22 protein-coding genes are annotated in these 24,294 nt (G+C 55.7%); 10 read left to right on the top strand and 12 right to left on the bottom strand.

The features are described from left to right. Positions 1–173: 173 nt before the first annotated feature. Complete coding sequence (locus ACFFSY_RS10105) at positions 174–1,478, bottom strand: hypothetical protein (RefSeq protein ID WP_377493376.1); 1,305 nt, start codon at positions 1,476–1,478, stop codon at positions 174–176. A gap of 1,075 nt (positions 1,479–2,553) precedes the next feature. Next, positions 2,554–3,738, bottom strand: a complete 1,185-nt coding sequence (locus ACFFSY_RS10110; RefSeq protein ID WP_377493378.1) for a replication initiator protein A — start codon at positions 3,736–3,738, stop codon at positions 2,554–2,556. 222 nt (positions 3,739–3,960) lie between these two features. Here ACFFSY_RS10110 and ACFFSY_RS10115 point away from each other — a divergent pair, with 222 nt between their 5' ends. From ACFFSY_RS10115 to ACFFSY_RS10130, 4 genes are all read left to right on the top strand, one after another. Next, complete coding sequence (locus tag ACFFSY_RS10115) at positions 3,961–4,380, top strand: MerR family transcriptional regulator (RefSeq protein WP_377493380.1); 420 nt, start codon at positions 3,961–3,963, stop codon at positions 4,378–4,380. After that, positions 4,373–4,648, top strand: a complete 276-nt coding sequence (locus tag ACFFSY_RS10120) for a thioredoxin domain-containing protein (RefSeq protein ID WP_377493382.1) — start codon at positions 4,373–4,375, stop codon at positions 4,646–4,648. Before ACFFSY_RS10115 ends, ACFFSY_RS10120 begins: the two co-directional genes overlap by 8 nt. 168 nt (positions 4,649–4,816) lie before the next feature. Next, a complete protein-coding gene (locus ACFFSY_RS10125; protein WP_377493698.1) occupies positions 4,817–6,301 on the top strand; it encodes a right-handed parallel beta-helix repeat-containing protein in 1,485 nt (494 codons plus the stop codon). A 172-nt stretch (positions 6,302–6,473) separates the two neighbouring features. Beyond that, on the top strand, positions 6,474–6,947 hold the full coding sequence (locus ACFFSY_RS10130) for a VOC family protein (RefSeq protein ID WP_377493384.1): 474 nt from the start codon (positions 6,474–6,476) through the stop codon (positions 6,945–6,947). Between the two features lie 96 nt (positions 6,948–7,043). On the opposite strand, the gene ACFFSY_RS10135 is transcribed toward ACFFSY_RS10130, so the two are convergent. Continuing rightward, a complete protein-coding gene (locus ACFFSY_RS10135; RefSeq protein WP_377493386.1) occupies positions 7,044–7,658 on the bottom strand; it encodes a hypothetical protein in 615 nt (204 codons plus the stop codon). Positions 7,659–7,675: 17 nt separating this feature from the next. Next, the gene (locus tag ACFFSY_RS10140; protein WP_377493388.1) at positions 7,676–8,272 is read right to left on the bottom strand and encodes a DUF1444 domain-containing protein; all 597 of its coding nucleotides are present in this window, start codon (positions 8,270–8,272) and stop codon (positions 7,676–7,678) included. A gap of 206 nt (positions 8,273–8,478) precedes the next feature. Between ACFFSY_RS10140 and ACFFSY_RS10145 the strand changes: the two genes are divergently transcribed. Next, the gene (locus ACFFSY_RS10145; protein ID WP_377493390.1) at positions 8,479–9,372 is read left to right on the top strand and encodes a helix-turn-helix domain-containing protein; all 894 of its coding nucleotides are present in this window, start codon (positions 8,479–8,481) and stop codon (positions 9,370–9,372) included. A gap of 128 nt (positions 9,373–9,500) precedes the next feature. Beyond that, a complete protein-coding gene (locus ACFFSY_RS10150) occupies positions 9,501–9,956 on the top strand; it encodes a VOC family protein (protein ID WP_377493392.1) in 456 nt (151 codons plus the stop codon). A gap of 117 nt (positions 9,957–10,073) precedes the next feature. Here the strand turns inward: ACFFSY_RS10150 and ACFFSY_RS10155 are convergent, their stop codons facing one another. Then, positions 10,074–11,078 (bottom strand): SMP-30/gluconolactonase/LRE family protein, encoded by a 1,005-nt coding sequence (locus tag ACFFSY_RS10155; protein ID WP_377493394.1) that lies wholly within the window; start codon positions 11,076–11,078, stop codon positions 10,074–10,076. Between the two features lie 198 nt (positions 11,079–11,276). Here ACFFSY_RS10155 and ACFFSY_RS10160 point away from each other — a divergent pair, with 198 nt between their 5' ends. Further along, complete coding sequence (locus tag ACFFSY_RS10160; protein WP_377493395.1) at positions 11,277–11,804, top strand: hypothetical protein; 528 nt, start codon at positions 11,277–11,279, stop codon at positions 11,802–11,804. 95 nt (positions 11,805–11,899) lie between these two features. Here the strand turns inward: ACFFSY_RS10160 and ACFFSY_RS10165 are convergent, their stop codons facing one another. Together ACFFSY_RS10165 and ACFFSY_RS10170 are read right to left on the bottom strand one after the other, a co-directional pair. Further along, entirely contained in the window at positions 11,900–13,489 is a 1,590-nt protein-coding gene (locus tag ACFFSY_RS10165; protein WP_377493700.1) for a glycosyl hydrolase, read from the bottom strand. Positions 13,490–13,712: 223 nt separating this feature from the next. Beyond that, positions 13,713–14,609: an aminoglycoside phosphotransferase family protein gene (locus ACFFSY_RS10170; protein WP_377493397.1), complete on the bottom strand. Its 897-nt coding sequence runs from the start codon at positions 14,607–14,609 to the stop codon at positions 13,713–13,715. A gap of 214 nt (positions 14,610–14,823) precedes the next feature. On the opposite strand from ACFFSY_RS10170, the gene ACFFSY_RS10175 reads away from it, so the two are divergent. Further along, complete coding sequence (locus ACFFSY_RS10175) at positions 14,824–15,414, top strand: TetR/AcrR family transcriptional regulator (RefSeq protein WP_377493399.1); 591 nt, start codon at positions 14,824–14,826, stop codon at positions 15,412–15,414. A gap of 79 nt (positions 15,415–15,493) precedes the next feature. Beyond that, positions 15,494–16,738 carry an MFS transporter gene (locus tag ACFFSY_RS10180; RefSeq protein ID WP_377493401.1) on the top strand — a complete coding sequence of 415 codons (1,245 nt, stop codon included), beginning with the start codon at positions 15,494–15,496 and terminating at the stop codon, positions 16,736–16,738. Positions 16,739–16,801: 63 nt separating this feature from the next. Here ACFFSY_RS10180 and ACFFSY_RS10185 read toward each other — a convergent pair whose 3' ends face one another. Beyond that, complete coding sequence (locus ACFFSY_RS10185; protein ID WP_377493403.1) at positions 16,802–17,665, bottom strand: alpha/beta hydrolase; 864 nt, start codon at positions 17,663–17,665, stop codon at positions 16,802–16,804. Positions 17,666–17,788: 123 nt separating this feature from the next. Between ACFFSY_RS10185 and ACFFSY_RS10190 the strand changes: the two genes are divergently transcribed. Further along, on the top strand, positions 17,789–18,631 hold the full coding sequence (locus ACFFSY_RS10190) for a hypothetical protein (RefSeq protein WP_377493405.1): 843 nt from the start codon (positions 17,789–17,791) through the stop codon (positions 18,629–18,631). A 61-nt stretch (positions 18,632–18,692) separates the two neighbouring features. Here the strand turns inward: ACFFSY_RS10190 and ACFFSY_RS10195 are convergent, their stop codons facing one another. The 4 genes from ACFFSY_RS10195 to ACFFSY_RS10210 form a co-directional block, all read right to left on the bottom strand. After that, entirely contained in the window at positions 18,693–19,760 is a 1,068-nt protein-coding gene (locus tag ACFFSY_RS10195) for a glycoside hydrolase family 88/105 protein (protein ID WP_377493407.1), read from the bottom strand. Between the two features lie 351 nt (positions 19,761–20,111). Further along, positions 20,112–21,785 (bottom strand): type 2 periplasmic-binding domain-containing protein, encoded by a 1,674-nt coding sequence (locus tag ACFFSY_RS10200; RefSeq protein ID WP_377493409.1) that lies wholly within the window; start codon positions 21,783–21,785, stop codon positions 20,112–20,114. Positions 21,786–21,825: 40 nt separating this feature from the next. Next, positions 21,826–22,725 carry a carbohydrate ABC transporter permease gene (locus ACFFSY_RS10205; protein WP_377493411.1) on the bottom strand — a complete coding sequence of 300 codons (900 nt, stop codon included), beginning with the start codon at positions 22,723–22,725 and terminating at the stop codon, positions 21,826–21,828. Between the two features lie 15 nt (positions 22,726–22,740). Then, complete coding sequence (locus ACFFSY_RS10210; protein ID WP_377493413.1) at positions 22,741–23,706, bottom strand: ABC transporter permease; 966 nt, start codon at positions 23,704–23,706, stop codon at positions 22,741–22,743. Between the last annotated feature and the right edge of the window lie 588 nt (positions 23,707–24,294).

Consider the following 24,294-nt stretch of genomic DNA (forward strand, 5'->3'; position numbering starts at 1 on the left):
TTATAACAAACGCTGGTAAGCCACATGCGACACGGGGCTATTCTATTCGCCTGGGTATCGGAATTCGGCTGTCTTTTCGATTCACGAAATCGCTCCTCGTCCCGCCGACTCACGCGTGCACCAACGCCAAATAACCCCCATCTACTGCAGGGGGTTAAAAATGCTCTTTCTATCTATTCCATTCTGACGCCCGCGAATTTCCCGATCAAGAAGTCTTCCAGATAGAAGCCTTCTCCATCCGCCTTGCCGTGCGTTGTCCCTTCGCTTCGCAGCAACGGGAGCGCCCGGCGGCAGACGGCCGCGAAGCGCTTGAGCGAGAAATACGGCCGAATAACCCGGTAGAACTGGAACGGCCGGGCTAGCGCGAATTCATCGGTCTCCTCGCCGGCAATGAATGGATAGATGCCCGTGCTTCGCGCAAGTTCCATGAATTGCACGAATTCGCGGTCCGCCAGCTCCGATTGCAGGACGAGAATCGGATCGGCCGCGAGCAGCCGATCGCGCTGCATCATCTCCTGAAGCCGGCGGACGGCGAACCGGAGTTTCTTCAGACCGCTATTATGAAGCAGCTGGGCCAACCGAAGGAAGGCTTGTCCATGCTCCATATATTCGAAATCGCCGATGTTGAATGCGGCAAGCAGCATACGAAGGCGCCCAACCGTCTTCGAGTAAGGCACCTTGGCTTGCGGCACCAGCCGGTAATGCTGGCCCGCCTGATGACGGACCAAATAGACCGGGTTCGGCACGCAGCGCAAAGACCACCGTCCCAAGGCGTCCTTGGCGACGGCAGCTTCTTGGAACAAAGAAGCGCCCGCGACCGGCTCAAGCGCGGCAAGCGATCGGAGCAGCTCGCGCACCTGGGCAGGTCTGGACTTGTGCGTTAACGTATAGAGCCAGCAATCCGGACCGAGGAATTCCTTGAATTCGGCATTCACCTTCTGGCCGTTCCGGCCAATGACGTACAGATACAGCTTTTGGGCGGCGACGGGCAAATCCGTGAACGCTTTCGTGAACACGACCGGATTGAACAGCACGAAGCGGCCCGTACCCTTCTTGAAGGATTCGACGCGCCATTGCGAAATGATGCCGCTGCGGTTCGTCGAGATGAGCTTCAGCTCGATGAATTTGCGTACTTCCGCATAGAATTGCTCCTTGGAGCCGGCATCCTCGTATTCTTCGTTCATCAACTGGTAGAGACGGTGAATGGAGACGCCAATAAGCGACCCTTCCGTATTGAAGCGGCGGAAGATCGTCATCATTAGACGAAGGGACATCTCGGTGACATGGAACTTCCGCAGCGGATGACTGTTGCGACGGAACATGACGGCTTCATCCTCGTCATAGGAGCGCTCGATCTGGAAGAGATCCTGCAGGAACGAATAATCGACTGCAACCGGGAAGGTGGCGCCTGCGTTCTTGTTGTTCAAGATCATGTAGCTGTAGGTATGCGGGCCCTTCGGCTGCTGCTTTTTACTCATCCTGCTTCTTAAGCCTCCTTCCTCGGTGTCATGTCAAAACTAGCGTTCATTCGTATTTACGCCAAGCTGTTCGGGCGGTATAATAGAAGGCAGACCATAAAAATGGCAAAATCAAAGCAGACCTTTTTGATTGCGATTTTTTCGCGCAAAAAGGACTTCTGACGACTTGTGCCGGATTTTCGATCTATAGATCGAAAATCGGATTTACAGCGTGCATCGATCCGTTGGCGCGGATTCGAAGCCATCTTATGTACCGCAACTGCATTTATTCGCTGCTTCCGGTTGGCGCCGGCGCAGCTCGCGCGAAGTTTGGCGACTTTGCGTATGTATCCTCCGCGATCAGCGGGGGTTTTTCTTTTTGGAATCGAACAATGTATAAGTTTCACGGTCCGGGATGAAATGCCCCGCCGCCAAAGACGGCGTCAGCCGTTCCGCCTTGTATAAGCAAGACGACTGCTTCTCGCCTTGCGCTCATCACAAATCAGCAGGCGACTCTTTGTCGCCTAGTTTCGACAATATCATTCCAACGAATCGGTGGTCAATCGTAATGCAGAGGAGGTTTTTTCGTAATGCAAAGGAGGTTATCAGCGGAATGAAATAGACTCTCGGCTTACTCTAAAGGGATTTTCGTAATGCAGAGGAGGACTTTTCGTAGAACAGAGGAGTTTCGTAGGGGAAAGGATGATCGTTGGTAACGGAGAGGGGTTAGAATCGTAATGCAGAGGCGTTTCGTAATGCAGAGGCGTTTTGTTCGTAATCGAGAGGCGCAAAATATACAAAGAAAATTTTTGCGAGCCGAACAAGAATTCGCCTGTTTTCGTAATGCAGAGAAGCTTCATTCGTAATGCAGAGGAGTTTCGTAATGCAGAGGCGTTTTATTCGTAATGTAGAGGAGTTTTCATGAATTAGAGATGTTTCGTAATTTAGAGGTGGTTTATCCGTAACGCAGAGGAGTTTCGTAACGCAGAGGAGTTTTAAGTCGTAACGCAGAGGGGTTTCGTAATACAGAGGAGTTTCATTCGTAATGCAGAGGAGTTTCAGGCTGATTCGCCGACCGCAAAAAAAACACGCCGATCTAGATATAGATCGGCGCGTTGGCGTTGTCGATAAGCAGCTGCTCGTCGTAGCTGTTGGCCTGAAGCAGCCAGTCGCTCGGCTGGAAAATGATTTTGACCGGCGTCCGGCCGTTCTTCAAAATCGTAAAGCTCTGAATAACGTCGAAGTTCTGCAGCTCCTCGAACGAAGCCTTGAGCAGCGAATAAGCCTTGGACTTCTCGTTCGAGTTGATGCCGAGGTGGCCGATCAGCGGCTCGACCTCCAGAATGAATTCCTTGTCCTTCGTCTTGTTGACGACGACGAGGTACAGGTTCTTCGAGGTGGGCGTGGCGAGGTCATTGAAGAGCGAGATGCTGATCGATACGACGTTGCCGAGCAGCAGATTTTTGAACAAATCGTCACTCAGCTTCACGTACGCTTGATTCGAATCCCGATCGATCTCGACGGACTGGAACGGATTATGAATCTTCGTTCTTCTCCGTTTCTTCGCCTCCGCATCGTAATACTCTTCCATGACGATCGACGTTTTGCCCAAGTTATCGAGACTGTCGTGCAGCGCTTCATACTCCCCGCCGTTAATATCGGCTTGTACGCATTTGAGCAGCTCGCGGAATTCGAAGGCGAATTCCTTGTTCTTCCCCTTCTGCTCCCACATCTTGAAGATGCCGAGCATGTTGCGCGCATCCGAAGGCAGCAGTACCTTGCCGTTGCCGTTCTGGTAGAAGAGATTGCGGAATCCGGTCTTGCTCAGTTCCAGGACGCCGTTCTCCTTGCGTTTCTTCTTGAGCGTCACCTCGTTCGGACTGCTCGAGGAGATGAACGGATGATCGATGAAGTTCCTCTCCACGCTATGGCTCAGCTGCCGGTTCTGCTCTTGTTTCTTATGAATCGCCTTCTCGAGCATCAGGATCTGCATCTCGACCGTATCGAGTTGCTCGATCATCTCGTCGCTCGGATTCTTCTGCTCCATTCTCGTGTTCAGGAATTGGCTGGACAGATCGTTGCGCTTCTCCATCAGCTGAAGATGCACCCGCTTGAGCTCGTAGATTCGTTTGTTCAGCAGCGGCGTGCAGTAGGTATCCGCCTCCACCTCCAGCTGACCTTTAATCATCTCTTCGTCTGCCGTCCGACCCGTAAGCTGCTCGCGAATGGCTACCAGATTCGGCGCGTATTTTTCGAGTGTGTTAATGATGGCTCTGCTCAAATTGACGTGACCCACTTTCATTTCTCGTTGTCTATTTATTGTAGTGCCAAGACGAGCTTCTGACAATCGGGCATGCTTGCCAGCGAGCGCAGCGGATGCGAAGGCTGGTTTTCTGCCGGGGTGGGCTTACCCACGCTGCCAGTGAAGGAAAATTTCAACTTTGCTATTGACCTGGCACCATAGTACCGGGTTTATGATAAGTTCGGAGGAGGGTGATATCGTATGGATGGCCTATCCGTCAGCCAACTGGCCAAAGCGGCCAACGTGAACGCGGAGACCGTCAAATATTATGAAAGACGGGAACTGTTATCGAAACCGGAGCGGACGGATGCGGGATATCGCGTGTTTTCGGCCGCTGCCGTCGACGATATGAATTTTATCAAGAGAGCCCAGGACGTCGGGTTTACCCTCAATGAAATCAAACAGCTGCTCACCTTCGTCCGGGAAGAGGGCGATCCCCCCTCGAAGGAGATGTTCGCATTCGCCGCGACGAAAATCAAGGAAATCGAAGCCAAAATCGTTCAGCTGGAAAACTTCAAATCGCTGCTCGAGCAAGTGACCGCTCTACCGCCGCACACGTTACCGAAGCAGGAATGCCCCGTTCTAAAAAAATTGATGAAGGGAGACCGCGCCGATGGGTAAAACCATTGAAGTTTTTACAGACGGCAGCTCGTACGGAGATCGCGTGGTCGAATGGGTGAAGCAATCCGCTTGTTCGAGGTGCACCGTTCTCGTTTATGACGCGGGTGCCGCCGAATCGAATGCCGACGTGCAGCGCAAGATCCTTGAGTATGGCGCAGCCTCGCTGCCGGCTATCTTTATCAACGGCAAACTCATTTCCCCCGCGATAGTAGAAAAAGGCAATTACGGCAGCATGACGAACGCACCTTGCTCCAAGGCGCGTGAATGATAGTCGTATGGATAGTGCCAGCAATTGCTTGACCTTGCATCGAACGCGAGATTCGCGTTTTTGGTATAATCAGAACAAATCATAAGGGAAGGCGGATCTATCTCCATGTCTAAGAAGTACTCATTCCGCATCCTAATGACGGCCGCAGCCGCGCTAGCTGTCCTGGCGATGAGCCCACATCAGATCGCCCCTGTCGCGGCAGCCGCTTCCGCCTATTATGTAGACGTTCATGGCAGCGATGACAACGCGGGCACCAAACAATCGCCTTGGCGAACGCTCCAGCATGCGGCGGATGTCGCGCAGCCAGGGAATACCGTGTATGTCAGAGGCGGCGTCTATAAGCAAAGGCTCCACATCACCCGCTCCGGCTCGGCAGCAGGCGGTCCCATCACGTTCACCAGCTATCCGAAGGAAAAGGCCATCCTAGATGGAAGCGGACTTACGGTCACGGGTCAACAAGGGCTTGTCGATATCGAGGATGCCAGTTACATTACGGTTCAAGGGTTCGATATTCGCAATCTGAAGACCGCCAAGCGCGATCGCTTACCGATCGGCATCTACATTCACGGCGCTGGCCATCATATTCAAATTCGCAATAACAAGGTGCATGATATTGCCAATACCGCCACGCCTGCCGGCAGCGACCTGCTCGGGCGGGATGCTCACGGGATCGCGGTGTACGGCACGAAAGCTCCCGCCTCGATCCATCACGTCACGATTGCCGGCAACGAGCTGTACAAGCTGGTGCTAGGCTCAAGCGAGTCCCTTGTCGTTAACGGCAATGTGAGCGATTTCGCCATCACGAACAATCTGATCCATGATAACGATAATATCGGCATCGATCTCATCGGCTTCGAAGACGTCGCGCCGGACCCAGCTTACGACCAAGTCAGGAACGGCACCGTGAGCGGCAATCGGATCTATAATATTACTTCCAACTACAACCCCTCTTACGGCCGATCGCTGCCGAACGACAGCAATGCCGCCGGCGGGATCTATGTAGACGGAGGCAAGAACAGCGTCATCGAGCGAAACTACAGCTACAAGAACGATATCGGCATCGAGATCGCCAGCGAGCATCCGGGGAAATCCACGAGCGGGATTAACGTGCGAAGCAACGTCGTCTACCAAAATCGCTACACGGGGATCGCGATGGGCGGCTACGATCGTGATCGAGGCGCGACCGAGAACAGCATGATCATGAACAATACTCTCTATCAAAATGATACGCTGGAAGCGGGCGGCGGTCAGATTTTGATGCAGCACAATATCAAGAATAATAGAATCGCCAACAATATTCTGTATGCCGGCGCTTCCAATGTCTTCATCTATAACGAATTTACGACTAATGCGGGCAATACGGTCGACTATAATCTGTACTATGCGGCCGGAAACCGCTCGAACGCGACGTGGGTGTGGAAAAATAAATCCTACGCCGGCTTCGCCGCCTACAAGTCTCGTACCGGCAACGACGCACACTCGATTTTTGCCGATCCCGGATTCGTGAATCCGGCGGCCAGCAATTTTCACTTGAAGGCGACTTCTCCGGCTATTAATGCCGGCCAATCTTACGGCGCGACCCTCGGCACCTTGGATATCGACGGTCAAGCCAGGATACGCGGGGGCTCCGTGAATCTGGGCGCGGACGAATAACGACTTAAGGGCTGGAGGGGGCACGTTCCCTTCCAGCCCTATTTCGTCCAGGCATCCCGCCCCTGGTTAGTCAGCCTAAAGAAGGAATTGCTCTCCATCCTTGTGCTGACGCTTGCGGACCGATCAATAGCTATACTTGCAGTAAACGGGCATTTGGAGAGGAGCATGGCCGATGATCAAGAACCTCTACGAGACTCACCTGCAGGTGCAGCATTTGCAGCGCTCGATCGATTTTTACCAAGCACTCGGGCTCACACTGGCCTTGGAAATCCCGGAAAGGAAGTTAGCTTTCTTTTATATCGGGGAAGAACGGCAAATGCTTGGGCTTTGGGAGGTTCCCGCGGGCCAAAGCGTGCACAGGCGGCATTTTGCCTTTGGGACCGAATTAAGCCTGTTAACGGGCGCTTTTGATTGGCTGAAGGAAAGAGGAATAGAACCGCTGCCCGCCTTTGGCAAAGCCCCCCTCGAGCCGGTCGTCCATCCTTGGATGCCGGCGGCCGCGGTTTATTTTCCCGATCCCGACGAGAACGAGCTCGAGTTGATTGCCTGGCTGCCAGACCAGCCGCTGGCAATAGAGACGGTCCCTTATTTGAACGAATGGAATAATCTAGTAGCTGCGAGTCAAGGGGCTCAGCAGTCGAACTAGGATGAGCAGCAGAGGCTGGGACGGAACGGAAACGTCCAGGGACCTCATTAAAGGCATGTTGGCGTGGCTGCCCGATAGAACGGTGAAGGTTGATGATCATTCACCTTGTTTAAGCGGGACAAAGACATCAATGAGCTCGTTCAATCGCCGAAAATGGTCCCGTTCAATCAGAACGACAACGACCTCGTTGCCGGTATCCGTGTAGAAGAAGCGTTTGGGGCTTCCATTTTTGGCAAGCAGATCAGAGAAAATCGTGAATATTTCAAGACTTAGCCAGTCGTCATGCAGGGTGAGCTTATGACGATAGTGCTTCCCGTTCGCGGTGAAGGAAATCCAGGCCGCGCCAGCCTCCGGATCGAGATTATCCGCAATATCGGCAATGCTGAGGATCGGCTCAAGCATCTCGGCCAACCGCTTCAGCTTCCGCGCATAATCGCCTTGATCCTCAATGCATTCGCGATCGAAACTCCAGACGTCATCAGACGGATATAGGCTGCCTTGAAGTCTCAGGCCCTCTCGTTCCCAGCCCATACTCATGAGAAGACGAAGGTATGGGCACTCCTCGTATTTTGGGATCTCGAAATCCAATATGTCTCTCATGTCCACATTTGCTTTCAGCTTAATACCGATTTTCTCTAGATACACAAGCTGTTCATCGATGGGAATACGGACCGAATTGTTAACGTTTTTGCGCTTGAATCGTCCAAACATGCCGACGCCTCCCTTCTCTACCGCTCCAAATGGACCCACTTCCCGGCCTGCCGCGTCCAAATCGCGTTGCTCAGCAGATGATCGCCATTCACCCGAATGCGCTCGACGACCTCTCTCATTTGGGCGATGCCTTCTTCCGATTGAACATCGCAGAACATGAGCACGTCCCTGGCCGGGAACGCCATCGCATAGCCGGAAGGCGCGTAGTCATTAAGCGTCCCTTCCCACAGATCGTCCAACAGCAGGAGACTCGCTTCGAAATTGCCGTCCAGCAGCAGCATGTTGTATGCCGCATCGTCCAGCTCCTGCAACTGAAGCTCATGGCTCTCCGTTCGATCGTATAAGTTATCGAGGCTTATGGCCAGCAGCTCCTTCGGCGTCAGGCTCAGTTCGGGCAGGTCGCTGTGTTGCACATAGCGGAAGTAATCCGTGTCTTCTGCGTCGTACAGGAACGTAATGAGGAATTCATCGCCCCATGGCAGCTCGACGATGTCGTCCACCCCCGACAGTTCATAGACAAGCTCGCCCGCTGCCTCTTCGTTCACGATCGGCTTCAGATAGGGCAGCACGTTGTATATGGGGGATTGTTCGTTCTCTTTATCGTTCTCGTTCAAGGTGTTGTCATCCTTCCTCCAGGGGAGGCGTGTGAAGCTTTCCCCATCGTTCAATTGGTTCACCGTCAGTACCATTTTACTCCAAAATGAAGACGAGAACCGGGCCCATGCGAAAAACGACCATCCAGGATGATCCTTAAGGGTGGATAAATATGCTAAAATCAGAACGTAAATGAACGATTTTACCTTCTAAGGAGTCATGTCCATTGGCTGCGCCTTTGAGCAAATTGAAGAAAATCCCCCGGGAGTTAGACCATACCGCCTCCCATCAACAAAAAATTTTGCGCCTGAACGGGCTGTCCGCCATTGAATCGTGCACGCGCACGGAGGGCGCTTCCGGGACGCTTTTCTTGGAAGACCATATGCTCTTATTTGTACTGGAAGGGGTCTACACCGTCCGGTTCGGAGCGGAAGTCCACTCGGTACGCAAGCACCAAATGGTGCTCATTCATAAATCCGTCGCGATCCAATACGAAAAAAGCGGTGAGCCGAATTCCGATTACACGCTCAACTACATCATGTTCTTCTTGAAAGACGACGTCCTCCGCGAATTTATCCAGCTTGGGGATTATCCGGCCTCTTCGGCGGCGGACCGAACTGCGCCAATATCCGTCCATCCCGTCGATGACGGGCTGTTCAGCTACCTCGAATCGCTGCAGCCATATTTCCAGGAACCTGAGCGGGTGAAGGACGGGTTGGTTAAGGTGAAGTTGTTAGAATTATTATTCGGCATCGCCGATCGGAACGCCGGGTTCCTGTTCGAGTTATCGCAGGTTCATCGTCAGGCGCGCAAAAGCATCGCGGACGTCGTGGACGCCAATCTCTACAATCCTGTTACTCTGCAGGATCTCGCCTACTTATCCGGACGCAGCCTGTCCGCCTTTAAACGCGATTTCAAGGCGATTTATAATACATCTCCCCTGCAATGGATCCGCAACGCTCGTCTCGATCAAGCGAAAGACATGCTGGCCCGTTCGTCGCTGTCCGTCACCGAGGTGTGCTTCCGGACGGGCTTCGAGAACGTCTCGCACTTCTCCAAAGCGTTCAAGCTGAAATTCGGCTTCCCGCCTTCCGCGCTCAAGCAGTCGCCGCCTTCCTGACGTACACATTGAGCCGAATGAACATATGATTTGGGCCTCCGAGCAAAGCTCCTTTCGCCATCGTCTGGTACGCTTATAGCTGTCATCAAGACGATGCGCTGTGCAATAGAACCTAAGGAGGAACAAACATGTCCGACCTCAACCTTCGGCAGGACGCTTCTGCCAACCCGATCGCCTCGCTGAAATGCCATCATATCGCCATTCGCGTGCCGAACTATGAAGCCGCCAAGAGCTGGTACACGCAGAAGCTGGGCTTCCGCGTCATTCAAGAATGGCCGTTCGGCGACCTGCGTCTGGCGTATGTCGCGCCGCCCTATGACGATTCTTTCTATATCGAGCTTATAGGGGACGGAGAAGTAGAAGATGCTCCCGTGTACGCGGATATCAACGGTAGCCTGCGCAAAGCCGGACACGATCATCTCTGCTTGAACGTGAATAACGTGGATGAAGCGATTGCGTATTTGGCTGCGCAAGACGTTACGCTGCTCGGGGAACCTTTCGAGGTGGAGGCCATCCATCGCCGCCTCGCGTTTTTCGCCGATCCGTGGGGGAATGTGTTCGAATTGGCTCAAGTGACGGCGTAACGCCGCCTGCTCGAACGAGCGACGTTGGGGCAACAACCGCGAGCACGAAGAAGACCGCCTGATGAACGGTTGTTCGTTCAGGCGGTCTTCGCGTTTAAGGATTCTCGAATCTAGAGGCTAGCCCTTGTCATGGTGCCCCCGGTGCTTCTTCTCCAGCTCGATCTTGGCGATCGAAGCGCCGATCCCCGGCTCGTTCGGAGAGTTGGCGCCGCGGGCGACGTCGAAGTTGCTGATATACAGGGTATCGCCGACGAAATGCAGGCTGGCCGGGAACTCCAGCGGCCCCTGGTTATCGTTGGCCGCCAGCTCCTTCACTTTGCCTGAACGGGATATGATCACGATCGCATTGCGTTCATTGGCCGCCGCGTACAGGTCGCCGTCCGGACCGAACGCAATGCCATCGGCGCCGTAGAGCAGCGGGTCCTTCGCGAACCGCTCGACATCCCCGAAGGTGCCGTCCTTCTTGATCCGGACACGGTTGATCTCCCCGGAGCTCGTATTGGCGATGTACAGCCGTCCATCCCGGCCGAAGGCCAGCCCGTTCACGGTGATCGGCTGCTCCGGCCGTTCGGCCGCGATCCCGCTTGCCCATACCGTTCGCTGCCCCTGCGGTGTGATCACGTAAATATTGCCGGTCGCCCCGCCGCTAACGTACAAGTTGCCCTTGCGGTCGAACGCCAACCCGTTCGCCCCGTCGACATCCTGCGCGAATGTCGCAACCCGCCCGCTCTCGAACGGTCCATTGGCAAGCGCATCGGCGGGAACCCGCAGAATGACGCCGCCAACGCCATTGCCGCCGCCGCTGGCCATATACAAGTTGCCTTGTCCGTCGAACGCCATGCCGGTCGCGGGCCTTGGCAGAATGGTCAATGTCTCGAGCTGGCCTGTTCCGGGCGTGAACCGAAACAACCGTCTCGAATCCATGTCGATCGTATACAGGCGGCCCTGCTTGTCCCCGGTTAGTCCTTCGATCCGCATGCCCGATGCGCTCGCCGGATCGAGATCGACCGCGATCGACGCTTCCGCCGCCCGATGGTTACCTTCTGCCGCCACCATCGCCGGCGCGGCAACCGCTCCTGCGATCATCGTCGCCGCTAGCGCCGCCATAACCTTTTTCCTCACCTACATCGCCTCCTTATTCGCCTTTACGCCCAACGTAATAAGAGTAACCAGCTTCGCGCGTTCGCAATCAAGGCGAGCGGTCGGTCGGATGTGGAGAGACATGCTGATGCATGGCGGAGCTGATACCGGCATCAATGAATAGAAATACTTGGAACTTCTTTCTTTGCGTCTTCGTCTAAGCAGAGGGAGGTGTTCACGATGAGATTCGGGTTAACAGGTATGTTAGTGAGTGCAATTGTAATGGCGGGATGTTCTAATGGAACGCTGAACGTTCAGCCCCTCGCTGTCGAGACGGAGGCAGCCAAGGCAGAGCTTGCCGTCAGCGAAGAAGAGGCCATCGAAACGTATTTAACCGACAACTTTCTACGCCCGTCTGCCGGCGAGGAGATTTTTGCGGCTTATGAAATTCTAGAAGATGATACACAGGCAGGCGAGATCTATGCGTGGGGGTTAATCGAAGCGTACGATCACACCCAGGAGACGACGGACTCCACCAAGGGCGTGTCCATCCCGCTGGTCCTTCACGTCAGCCGCACGAATGACTCGTTCGAGATTACCGGCCATACGACGCCTCGCGACGGCAGCTATTATGTGCCAGACGTCCGTTCATTGTTCCCTGCCCCTATCCAGGACAAAATCTTACGCTATAGCTCGCATCATATCCATAGACTACAAAAAGAGATGGAGGATGACGTGAGGACGGCCAAGGAGAGCGGAACACCTTAATGCGCATCCAAATGACACGCAAAAAAGCGCTTAACATAGGTTCGCCATGTTAAGCGCCCTTCAAAAATAAACGTCACGCTTCCCAAGTTGCCCCGTTATTTCACGGTTATCGGGACGCTCTGGGTCGTGACTCGCTTGCCCGTCGTATCGTAAGCTTGGACGATAACCTTCACGGTCTGCCCTTTGTACGGGGTAAGGTTAACCGACGACGTCCACGGCGGGGCAGTCGCGCTGCCCGCTAGCTGCCCATTAATCGTGTAGGTGATTTTGGAGAGGATGGGAGCCCATGTCTTGACGTAAGCCGATAACTTATACGCGTCTGCCGCGATCGCTTGATTGTTGATGAGCTTGTAAGCGATCGGCGATTCTTCTCCGATCGACCCCAGGTAGAACGGACTTGCGATCGACGTTCTATACGCATCCAACAGCTTCGGATTGGCCGAGAGCATATAATACTTCATCCGTTGCGAGGAGTCTTTATTGCTGTCGAACCAGAAGACGCCTTTGACATTCGGATACACCATCGGCAGCGAGCCATAAAACTCCTTGGTCTTGTACACCGCCCAGCCGGTCTTGTCCTGCTTCTGCTCCGGATACATGTACGACACGGCGCCTTCGGAAATAAACACCGGTTTGCGCGAGGCGTACAGCTTATAGATTTGGTCGAACTTATCCAGATGGCTGGACCGGTCCTCCCCTAGCTTCAACGGATCATAGGCGGGATTGAAGATCGAATACAGACTCACGCCCACCCAGTCGACATAGGCATCGCCGGGATAGTAATCCGTCATGTTATACTTCGGCATTTCGCCCGGCGCCCACACCATCACGACGTTGTTCTTCGCTTCTTCGCGAAACACGTTCGCCACGAGTCTGAACTTCTCGATGTACAATTGGGGATTGCCGGTCCAAGGTACCCAATCTCCGTTCATCTCGTTGGCAAAGCGCAGAAAGATCGGCACGTCGGAATCCCCAAGCGCCTTCGCCAGTTCTCGCAGATAGGCATCGTCTTTCACCTCGCCCAATCCATTCATCGGTTGGATGCCAAGTTGAATCGCGGTGCCGCTTGCCTTGGCGCGCTCCAAATGTTTGCTTAAAATCGAAGGATTATTGCCATAATTAAAATAGAGCAAATATGCGGCGTGTTTCTTCCCCGTCATGAGCGGAAACTGCTCCGTGAACGATTTGCCCGTCTTCGGGTCGTTCACCGCGCTGTCTAATTCCGCGTAGGCTCCGATTAACGCGCCATTGCGCGGGACGAGCTTCGTTCCATTATAAGGTGTACCGCTTGTCGAGACGGTCTCTACATAAAGCTTGGCACTGCTTCGAAGCTGATCGGCTTTCCTGGTCGCCGCCAAACTAATCTGCGTCTGGTTGGCTTTCGCGGCATAGGACGCTTCTTGGTCCCAATTGAGCACGGCGTCATCATACTGCTTCAGTTGGACATAGCAGTCGCCTACTCGTCGGTACATTTGGGCAGCGTTGCCGTATTCCTTCTTGCTGACAAAGATTGGCGCGACTTGGGCATATTTCAGCGCGGCCTCTTTGTATTTCCCCTGCTGTTCGAGTTGTTGGGCCTCCTTAAATGTCGTCCATTCGCTAGCCGCAGCCATATGGTTAGGCGGCATAAGCACCAGGAGCAGACAGATGGTCGCGAGGCAAGCCCATATGTGCCTGATCTTCATGCGTTGCACAACATACACGTCCCCTTTTGTCCTATCCATTCGGGCAAAAATAGAGTCTACCGCCAGCAACTCGATAAACTCCTATTCGCATTGCCCTGGGAGTATAACAAACGAGGATTTTCGTTGCAATATCAATTAACAAGCAATGTTCATATAACTTGGAAATGGCGGTCTGACAATACTCGTCATGGCTCCCTTACGCCATTCGTCGAGATTGTCGGGGCTATAGGCCTTTGCGTTTCTTGAGCCTCTCATATTCCCCTACAATAACGTCAATCACCTGCTTGCCCCAATCCGATGACGCCGAGCCCCGCTCGTTCCAAGCATACGTTATGAGCGCTTTCCATAACGCCCATCCACGTGCGCGGTCTATGGCAGCTTCATCGACGTTCATGCGGTCCAGGAAGATCCGCCGGCTATGCTCATCGAAAAAGTTCCAGGCCATCACCAAGTCGCTCGACGGATCGCCTATGCCCATCGTGCCGAAATCGATGACGCCGCACAGCCGGCCGGAGCGTACGAGCAGATTGCCGACCGCCACGTCGCCATGCAGCCACACCGGCGCCGCTTGGTACGTCGTCGAGAGGGCGCGCTCCCATATTTCTGTTAACAGCCTTGCATCATAGTCGCCAGCTATTGCGTCGATGACGGAACGCGTATCCTCGTCGTACACGGCGAGGTTGCCGCCGCGATGGAAGTTCTGAACGCCAGCCGGGACGCCGCCGCTCGACTCTATCGCCTGCAATTCCCGCAGAAACCCCGCGAGGTCCTCGGCGAATTGGTTCGGGTCACTCACATTCGCGTGCGTGACCGTCTCGCCCTCGATCCAGCGGTTGACCGACCACGGAAGCGGATAGTCGTACGTCGGCTCGCCTTTGGCCACGGGCTCCGGAATGGGCAGCGACAACAGCGGCTTGAAGACCGGCAGCCACGTCAGCTCCTTCTCCACCGCCGCAGCATAACGTTCGTGACTCGGCAGCCGAACAGTTAGTTCGCTCCCCAGCCGATAGGTGCGATTATCGTGCCCGCTTTTGTCCACCGGCTTGATAGTCAGCTCCTTCCACTGCGAAAATTGGCTGTCGATTAATCGGCGGACGAGCGCGCTTGTAATCTCGATCATCTTCTCATCGCTCCTTGCGCGCAGCATTCATCTCGTATCATTACCCTGACTATAACCGCCGACTCCGAAGAGATTCAAGGGTGAGTATCGCTATAATCGAGCCGTTCGAATCCGCGTCTCTGCCCCTTGAACTTCGGCCGAGGAACCTCTATACTGAGTTTGTAGACTGGTTAGTCGGTTTATTAAGGCGAGGATTGCGAAAGGAGAACGCGTTATGGCAAGACCTGCTGGAGCGGGGGAACAAACGAAGAAACGAATCGCGCTCAAAGCTAAATCCCTGTTCGAGCAGAAAGGGTATTCGGCAACGACGATGGACGAGATCGTCGCCATCTCCGGAACGAGCAAAGGCAGCATCTACTACCATTTTAAACGAAAAGAAGAGCTGTTCCTGTATATTCTGGAATTGAACATGCAGGAGTGGACCGACAAGTGGAATAGCGCCTCTGCCCCTCTCGATACCGCGACGGAGAAGCTTTATGCGCTCGCCGAGCTATTCGCGACGGATTTCCAGAACCCGATCATGAAAGCGGCGGAGGAATTCGCCGGCAGCGAGACCGCAGACCCGGACATTCACGCCCGCCTGCTCGAGATGACGCGGATGCAATATCCCGTTCTTCAGGAGCTGCTGGAAGAAGGAATGGCGAGCGGCGAATTCGAGCCGTGCGATACGAGCGAGCTGATGTACGTCGTGCTCGGACTGCTGGGCGGCCTTGGGGTCGCGTATTACGACCTAGGCACCGAGCAAATCGTGCCTCTCTATCGCAAATCAATCGATATGCTGCTTCGGGGCATACAGAAAAAATAGAGAGCCCCTGCCGAGCGCCAAATTTTTTTGCGCAATTAATAGACTGACTAGTCGGATTAATAATAAGGAGTGGTGAGACGTGAAAGAACTGTTCCGCAATCGGGTGTTCCTCATCATAGCTTCGGTCGATCTGATTCAGCAGCTGGGCATCTGGGTTCGCAATATGGCGCTGTTGTTCTACGTCATGGATCAGACCGGTGACGATCCCGTGGCCGTGTCGCTGCTGACCGTCTTCGAATACTTGCCGATCTTCGTCTTCTCGATGATCGGCGGGACGCTCGCCGACCGTTGGAATCCCAAACGGACGATGATCGCGGGCGATGCGCTGAGCGCCGTCTCCATCGCCGTCATCCTGGCGTTCATCGAGGCCGGATGGTGGCAAGCGGTATTCGCGGCGACGATCGTGTCCGCGGTCGTCAGCCAATTCTCCCAGCCCTCGTCCTCCATCATGTTCAAGCGGCACGTTCCGGAAGAGCTGGTGCCGGCGGCGATCGGCATAACGCAGAGCCTGATGTCCTTGTTCGTCATCGTCGGACCGATGATCGGCACGGCGGTCTACGCTTGGCTCGGCGTCAGCACTTCGCTCTTGATTCTAATCGTCGCTTTCGCCGCCGCGGCTCTGATCCAATTGGCGCTTCCCGCATACGTTCGAGAGAAGCGGCCTGAAGACAGCTCCGTATGGAGCGAGCTCGTGATGGGGCTTCGTTACGTGCGCGGCCACCGCAACCTGCTGCTCATCACGGCGACTTTCGCCCTGATCGGACTCGGTTCCGGCTTAATCCAGCCGCTGGATATCTTCCTCATTACCGAGCGGCTCGGGCTGGATAAAGAGGATTTGAAATGGTTCTATGCGCTGGCCGGTATCGGCATGCTGGCCGGCGGCGGAGCTGCCGCCGTCTTCGGCCGGAAGGCGAGCCCAAGAATCGTCGTTGCGTCGGCCGTCGTCTTCCTGTCGGCGTCCATCGTCATCGAAGCGCTGTCGGTGTGGGTAGGCTTGACGGCCACGATGCGCTTCCTGGTCGGCGGCGCGTTCACCTTCATGCAGATCGTTCTTGGCACGGCGCTTATCTCGATGGTCGCGGAAGCCTTCATCGGACGGGTGAACGGAACGATCGTACCCGTCATGATGGCCGGCATGCTGACCGGCTCCGGACTCTCCGGCTTCTTCATGAAGGCGATGGGTCTTGTGCCCACCTATATCATCGCCGCCGCGATCGTGCTCTTGGCTGCTCCGATCGCGCTTCGGATGAAGATCGCCCGGCCGGACGCACCGGAGCAGTCCCAGCCGCTCTCGCAAGGAGAAACGGCTGTCGCCGACCGCTAGCGCAATAGAAAAGGCCTGCGATTCACTTATGGAATCGCAGGCCTTCGTTGCTTCATTATCCTGCTACTGCTCGAAATGCCGGGCCAGGAAACGCAGCGCGAGGCCGAGCCACTGCGCCGCGTCCGCGTTCAGCTGCTCGTTCTTCCCCGTCACCTTCGTCGCGAGGCTGAGGCCGTGGCCGCCGGTCTCGAACACGTGCAGCTCGTAAGGGACGCCGTGATTCTCGAGCTGAAGCGCAAGCTTGAGCGAATTGCCTGCGGGGATGAGACCGTCCCCGGCCGTATGCCAGAGGAACGTCGGCGGCACGTTCGGGCCGACGTGATGGATCGGATTCGCCTCGGCAATCGTCTCCTCCGTGAAGTTCTCGCCCAGCATCGCCGTGTCGATCTTCCGCATCAACGCCTTGAAGTTATCGTCTGCGCCGCGAAGCGCGATCTCGTTCGTATGCGCGACATCCAGCCACGGATATCCGAGGATGACGGCATTGGGACGAAGCTGCTCCGGCGCCGCGCCGAGCTTCTCGCTAAGGAAGGCATCCTGCCAGCGCACCGCGAGCGAAGCAGCCAAGTGGCCGCCCGCCGAGAAGCCGCAGATCGCGATTTTGTCCGGATCGACGCCCCATTCCGCAGCGTTCTCTCTGACGGTCTGCATCAAGCGGGCCGCGTCATACACAGGGTTCGGATACGCGGGATTGCCATTGGATGTCGTCGTGTAACGCAGGACGAACGCGTTGTAGCCCGCGGCGAGGAACGTCATCGCGATTGGCTCCGCCTCCCGGTCCGACGTGTACATATAGCCGCCGCCCGGACAGACGATGACGGCAGGGTGCTTCCGATCCGCCTCGATTTCGCCCGAGTTGTCCAACAGGTATTTCACGTAATACGTTTCGCTGTCCGATTCCCAAAGCTTGCTTTGTTCGACGCGCACGGATAAGTCCTCCTTAAGTTTAGCTGTTTCGGTAATGCTATGGAAAAGTTCCGTCGTCCTTATTTTAACGCGAGATGATTTGGGCAACAATGGAATTCATCCAAGTACGGGAAGGAACCGTCTATGTCCAGCAACGCGTATTGGTACATCGGCTTAAGCATTATCAGTCTCATCGTGCTCGCCATCGCGCTGGCGCGAGCCAAGTCGGTTCGTGCCGTGTTCCTCGTCCTCATCATGACGCAGATGGCCTACTTGATCGAAACGGTCATCTATATTTATTGCGGCAGCTACTTCTACCATCCGGGCTTTCTGAAAGACAGCACTTATTACGACAGCAACATGGGGGCGCTCGCCTCCAACATGCTCGTCATCCCGACGGCCGCGCTCGTTATCGCCGTCTATCGCCTGCGCTTGCGGGGAATCGCAGCCGCGATCGCGCTGATCGGGGCGATCGAATGGCTATGGGTGAGGTTGGACCTCTACACGCTCTATTGGTGGCGAATCGGATATACGGCTATCGGACTTGCGATGTACTTCCCGCTGACTCGCATCGTCTATAACCGCCTGCATCGGCCGGTTCGCGGCGTGCTCCATTCGCTTCTCCTCTTCCTGTGCATCGCGCCGATTCTCGGAACGCTGCACATCGTGCCGATCATGCTGTTCATGAACCGCGACTACGCCCCTGGCTTGTTCAGCGATCCCGCGCACGATACGACCACTTTCGCTTCCGTCTATTACTTGGTCATGACCTTGATAATCGTCACAGCGATGAAAATGCGGCGAGGCGGCGCATGGATGAAGGCTGTCGTCATTGTACTGCTCATCCTCGCGGTCCAAGGCGTGCTGCTGGCGATGGGCTTGCTCCACATCCATGCCCGGTGGGACCCGTGGTACTATTGCTTGTTCCCAACCTGCGTTTTTTTGGCGTTAAAACCGGTTAGCGCGCGGTTGGCCAGAGGCGGATAAGCAGCTTGGATGCAGCTGAAAAACGCCTGCTTCCTGCCGGAAGCAAGCGTCTTGAAAGGATCTAGGAATTCGTGAGTCCCGGCGCCAGTTCTATGGCCCGGGCTTGCGGCGCTGCCTCCAGCACCGCCGTCAACAGCGCGAGCGCGAGCCCTTGGCCCCAGCCTTGCGCCCACTTGCGGTCGATGGCGAGATAGCCATCGATATCGTTCATGACGGCGGTACCGCCGGACACGTTCCGGACCCGGCCGTTGTCCGCGATATTCGAGATGACGCCGCCCAGCGCCTTCTGTACGTATTTGGCGTGCAGCGGGTTGTGCTGCATAACCATGGCGGCAGCGATGCCCGCCGTTGCCGACACTTCCCCGTAAGCGGCCGGGTAATCGAGCACAGTGCCCCAAAGTCCGTCTTCCTTCTGCAAGGTCTTGATCGCGGCCAGTTGATTGCGTAACGAGCTCCAAATATGCATCATCGGCGGATACAAATAAGCCTCCGGCAGTATCCTTGCGGCGCGGGACATCGTATAGGCCGCCCAGGCGTTAGCACGCGCCCAGTAGATGCCGGACATGTGATCCTTGTTAATGTTGTTATAGCCGTGATACCACAGCCCGCGGTCCTCGTCCTGCAAGTAGTTAATGTGCCAGAAGAACTGGTGCAGCGCGTCGTCGACGAGCCGCTTCTCCCCCTGCATGATGCCGACGCGCAGCAGGAAATACGCGGCCATGAACAGCGTGTCCGCCCAGCACTGCTCGGGGAAGTCGTTCTTCGCCGACACCGTATGCTGGAGCACCCGGTCGCCGAATCGCAGCGCCTTGTTCTCCAGATAGTCCACCTTGCTCATGATGAGGTCGAGATATCGCTGTTCCCCGGTCTGCTCGTACAAGGTGATCAGCATATGCCCCATCGCGCACGTGTTCACCGTCCAGACTGGCAGCCCGGCCTCGAGGTACTCGTCGACCCATGCCGCCATCCGTTCCAGATATGCCTGTTCGCCCGTGACCTCGAAGGCGCGGCTAACGCCATAGTAGGCGACGCCGCCCGGCCAGTCCCAGGTAAGATCCATGCCGAAGGTGTATTCGACCACCCGGTCGATCGTCTGCTTCAACTCGGTGGAGTCAATCGAAATTTTCACGAAGACGCGCCTCCTTGTTCAAAGCCCCAGCTGGGGGCTGGGGCTTTGAAATGTTTGTTAGTCTTGTTGCTGAAGGCTGAACAAATTATTCTAACAAAAAAAGCGGCGTAAGAGAGATGAGGCTATAGAAGCCAAGAGCTTTCTAACAGAAAGCTGCTTCGGAAGCATAAGCTTGCGTTCGCCTTTGGTGAATGCTGCGCTTCCTTACGGAACGCAAACCAATCACCATTTGTGATCGGATTGCTACCTTTGAAAATTCATTCATGCAATCCAAGAACAACAGCGATCAATAGACTATCACTCTTGCGCAGCGGATTCTTTGTTAGATCATCGGTTCAGCGATATCAGCTTTTAATTAAATTTACCCGCGTCGATCGCAGCTTGCTTCTCGTCGAGAATTTCTTGATAGCCCGCCTCGAGGTACGTCTTCTTGGCCGCCTCGTACGTCGCGTCGAACTCTTCCGGCTTCGCCAGGACGCACTTCACGTACAGTTCTTGGAACAGCGCGTTCAGATCCGCCTTGTACTCGTTCACCTTCTCCAGCACGACGCTGAACAGGGCGTCCGGCGTGCGGAATTCGGCATATTGATCGTAGTACTTCAAGAGATCCGTCGCCAGGTACTCATAGCCCGCAGGCGCCCATTGACGGATATAGGCTTTGCGCGTAATGGCCGGATCCGCATATTCGACCATTTCGGAGACGAGCGCCCAATAGTCCTTGTTGTTGTTCTGCGACAGGACGGATTCGCCCTTGAAGTCCGGGTTCTTGACCGCGATGCCGTCGGCGTCCTTCGTGTAGTTCTGGCCTTCCACGCCGTTCTGGAGGAAGAACAGGTTCTCCGGCTGGCTCATCCACTCCAGGTACATCCAGACCGCCGCGCGCTCTTGCTCGGTCGACTCGTAGTTAATGCCCATGATGAAACCGAACGGCCAGTACGCGCGCGCTTGCGGTTTCTTGCCTTCCGGCACGCCCGCCGCCGCGTCCAGCACGGCGAATTCCGCGCCAGGGTTGTTCGCCAGCGTCGCGGTCAGCACGTCGGTGTTGCTCGCGAGGTAGAAGCCGAAGGAGCCCGTTTTGCCGGCGACGAATTCGGCTTTGATTTTGTTTTCGTCGTCGCGCAGGTAGAATTCCTTATCGATGAGTCCTTTGTTATAGAGATCGTTCAGATTGCGCAGGTAGTCTTCCGACGCCTTGGTCGTCAGATCGGCCACGCCGAGATCGGAATAGAGCGCGCGTTCCTTCGGATCGACCGGCCAGTCGCGGAAGGCGTAGCTGTAGATGTAGTTGTTCTTCACCAGGGACATGGCGCCGACGCCAAGTCCGGCTTCCTTCCACTTGGCCAGCATCTCGTTGTATTTCTCCAGGGACGTAATGTCCTCCACCTTCATGCCGACCTTCTCCACCCAGTCCTTGCGGATGATGTTCACGAAGTTGTCCGCGGCCGGGCGCTTAGCGAAGAAGAACGCGTTCTTGCCGTCGACTTTGCCATATTGCTCGATCGTGGCGCTCATGTTCTTCCAATAGGTCGGCGCGTAGTTGGCGATCTCATCAAGGTCCAGCTCCTGCATGACATCCTCGCTGTAATAGGCGAGCGCCTGCGGCATGTCGTAATGGAATATGATATCCGGCGCCTTATGGGAGGCGAGCAGCTGCTGGTAGTCCTTCACTTCGCTGCTGCGCGTGATCGGCACGAACTTGACGTTGACGTTGTACTTGTCGCCGAATTCCTTCTGGATCCAGCGCGTATAGAAGTTGTCGGTGACGTTCCAGCCCTCGAACGCACGCTCGTAGACCGGAATTTCGAGGTTCACCTTCTCGGGGAAGCCCTTCGAATAATCCGGATATTTGCCGCCTTCGGCCGCGGTATCATTGGTCTTCGTGCCCGTATTGGTTGCGGCCGGCGCCGGGTCGTTCGCCTTGTTGTTCGTCTGGGCATTGCCGCCTCCGTTGTTCGAGCAGGCAGCCAGCATGCCCCCTGCCATGACGACCGACATCAGCACGGATGCGAATTTCTTTGCTCTCATCGCTTCTTCCCCCATCGATTCGTAGTTTGGTTTGCCTTCGTTACTCCTTGATCGCGCCTAGCATGACGCCCTGGACGAAGTACTTCTGAATGAACGGATAGATGCACAGGATCGGCACCGTCGCGAAGACGACGCACGACGCCTTCAACACCTCCGGATTGCTTAACGATACCTGCGTCGCCTCCAGCTGGAAGCTCTCGGTCGCCTGGATGACCAGATAATACAGCTTCAGCTGCAGCGGCCGCAGATCGGTGTTCTGCTTGATGTAGAACAGCGCGTCCATGTAGGCGTTCCACCTTCCGACCGCGAAGAACAGCGCGAGCGTCGCCATGATCGGCTTGGAGAGCGGAAGAACGACGCTCCACAGAATGCGGAAGTGGCCGGCGCCGTCGATCCGCGCGGATTCCTCCAGGCTGACCGGGATGCTGTTGGTCAGCGCGCTTTTCATAATAAGCAGGTTGAACGAGCTGAACGCGAGCGGCAAGATGAGCGCCCATAACGTGTCCATCATGCCGAGGTTGTTGATCAGCATGTACTCGGGAATGATCCCGCCGCTGAAGAAGAGCGGGAACGTGAAGATGATCGTCAGCACCACGCGTCCCTTCAGCTGCTTGCGCGATAACGGGTAAGCCGCGCAGATCGTCAAAATCATGCCGAGCAGCGTGAACAGCACGGTGACGAGAACCGTGACGTAGAACGAGCGAAGAATGCTGGCATCGGCGAAAATTTTGGCGTACGCCCCGGTCGTGAAGCCCGCCGGCCACAGGAAAACTTTGTTGGCGATGACGTACGCGTCCTCGCTGAACGACTTGGAAACGACGTGAACGAACGGCAGCAGACAGGCTAGCGAAGCGATGATCAGCGTGAGGTGGATCAGCACATCCCATATGTCGAAGCGCCGTCTGCGAGACACGGTTAACGCGCCGCCGGTTGCTTTCATGGTAACGCCTCCTCTCTAGATCAGTCCGTCTTCGCCAAGCTTCTTCGCAATCCGGTCGGCGAGCAGCACGAGCGCAAGTCCGATGACCGCCTGGAACAGTCCCAGCGCCGTCGCGCGGCTGAAGTTGCCGCTCTCGATCCCCCACCGGTAGACAAGCACCGGAATCGTCGTGGTGTATTCCGTCGTGGCCTTGTTCTGCAGGGCGAATATCCGCTCGAACGAACCGTCCATCACCTTGCCGAGGTTCATGATGAGCAGCGTTACGATGGTGAAGCGGATGGAAGGGATCGTGACGTTCCACATTTTGCGCCAGCGCCCGGCGCCGTCGACGGTCGCCGCTTCGTACAGATCGGGGTTAACGCCGCTGATGGAAGCCAGATAGATGATCGTTCCCCAGCCCATGCTGTACCAGACGCCGATCGCCAAGTAGCTGATCAGCCAGTTGGTGTCTTCCTGGAGGAACGGGATGCGCACGCCTCCTATCCCCTCGATCACATTGTTCACCATGCCGCTGTTCTCGCCGAGCAGCTGATAGGCGATCGCGCCGATGATGATCCACGACAGAAAGTGCGGCAGATACAGCAGCGTCTGATTGACGCGTTTGAACCGGATGCTCTTGACCTCGTTGAGCAGCAGCGCGAGCACGATCGGCATCGTGAAGCTGAAGAGCAAATCCAGGACGTTCAGCAGCAGCGTGTTGCGGACGGCCCGGGCGAAATCGGGCTTGGCGAAGATATCCCGGAACACCTCGAAGCCGACCCATTCGCTGCCCCAGAATCCCTTGGCGATCTTGTACTCCTTAAAGGCGAGGACAAGCCCGGACATCGGCGCGTATTTGAATACGAGCACGAACGAGAGCGGGAGCAGCAAGAGCAAGTACAGCTGCCAGTCTCGCCGCAGATAATGAACGATCCCCTTGGATTCCTTTTTAGATGGTTTTAAAGCGGTTTCAAAATTGGCTGAAGCGCTTTCAACTTTCACGGATTCACCTCCCCCATGTCGTGCCTCTTATCGTACGCCGCCGAGCCAAGCGGGATCGGCGGGTCATGTCTGCATCATAGCCGCTATCTTTCGCAGCCGACAATCGTGAGGTTTGATTCCTCGCGTCATTTTTGATCGCGAAGGCGCCATATGGCGCATGGGCAAGGCTTATATAATCAATTTTGACGTCCCATAATCAAATCTGAAGGCGCTTCCTCCCCCTTCCCCCTCCGCTGAGGGGAACCAGAGGGCTTTGCCCCTTGAGATCCCCTTTACTGCTTGCTTGCTTCCTCCCCCTTCCCCCTCCGCTGAGGGGAACCAGAGGGCTTTGCCCTCTGGACTCCCTTTTCGTGCTGGCACGTTTGTTCGCGGTCGGCGGGTTGCTTCGAGCTGGCACGCTTTTGTCCTCGCGGACAAAGCTTCAGTGGGTTTTGAAGGCAATCCTAAGACATAAGCCTGTCAACTATAAGCCACTGCCGGCTTCAGCGGACGTTGGTGCCCTTCTCCTTCCCTTTCCACCACGGCGCATGCGATCGAAAGAAAAACGCCGTCCTTCGATGGCCCGTACGGACCGGAGGGACGGCGCAA

Origin of the sequence: Paenibacillus aurantiacus (genome assembly GCF_042431225.1) — a bacterium.
In the GTDB taxonomy this organism is placed as follows: Bacteria; Bacillota; Bacilli; order Paenibacillales; family Paenibacillaceae; genus Paenibacillus_Z; species Paenibacillus_Z aurantiacus.